This window comes from Aquipseudomonas alcaligenes NBRC 14159 (assembly GCF_000467105.1).
GTDB lineage: Bacteria > Pseudomonadota > Gammaproteobacteria > Pseudomonadales > Pseudomonadaceae > Aquipseudomonas > Aquipseudomonas alcaligenes.
On record NZ_BATI01000114.1, the window covers coordinates 1 to 1007 of the forward strand.

The window sequence follows — 1007 nt, forward strand, 5'->3', positions numbered from 1 at the left end:
TTTCCCTAAAGGACGTGCTCACGCGCTTGCCAACCCTGAAAGCCAGCGCCTTGATCGAGCTGTTGCTGCACAGCTGGGCTCCCCGGCAGGGCGTGATGCCCCGTTCGCCTAGCTAGATGTATGCGTCCGGTTGATTTCTGTACGTCGGCACGATGGTGCCCACTTACCGTGAGCAAACGCTCTTTTCTGCCACCTCAATCAGATCGGCCTTGCCAGCTTGCGGGCGACTGTACGCATGACCTGCTGGGATGACGATGGTTGCGTTGGCGTTCGAACAGTGGTCGTGAAGGGTTTCAAGAGGCCTCGAAAAATTGAAAAATTGTTAGTCTTGTAAAATGCTTATAAAACAGTATGTTACAATCTACTAACTGTTAGAGTCATTCAGATACAACGATGGCTGTGTGGTGAGCCGCAGCAATGAAGCCAAGGCGCTGGGCATCAAGATGGGCGAACCATTCTTCCAGGTGCGCCATCACGTCCACGAAAGCGGGCTGGAGGTGTGCAGCTCGAACTACGCGCTGTACGCCAACCTATCGGCCCGCGTGATGCGCCTGCTGCGGGGCATGGCTCCGCGCATCGAGGTCTATTCCATCGACGAGGCCTTCCTCGATCTGCGTGGCATGCAGATCGACCTGGAGCAGCTCGGCAGAGACATACGCGCTCGGGTGCTGCGCGAGGTCGGCATCCCGGTTGGGGTCGGGATCGCGCCCACTAAGACTCTCTCGAAACTCGCTAACTGGGGGGCGAAGAAGTGGCCGGCAACGGGCGGGGTCGTTGATCTTCGCCCGCTCGCGCGTCAGCGCCGCCTGATGGCCTTGGCCGAGGTTGGCGAGGTCTGGGGGATCGGTCGGCGGCTGAGTGCCAGGCTGGGCGCGATGGGCATTACCACCGCGCTCCAGCTGGCTGACTATGACCACAAGACGCTGCGTCGTCTGTTCAGCATCAACGTCGAGCGAACGGCACGCGAGCTGACCGGGGAGGGGTGTTTTGCCCTGGATGAGGCGTTT

Annotated in this window: 1 protein-coding gene; it reads left to right on the top strand. The window is 59.7% G+C overall.

Annotation, left to right across the window (positions count from 1 at the left end; genetic code table 11):
• Nucleotides 1–404: 404 nt before the first annotated feature.
• A partial coding sequence (locus tag PA6_RS22290) for a Y-family DNA polymerase (protein WP_455737481.1) occupies nucleotides 405–1007 on the top strand: 603 nt, incomplete at its 3' end.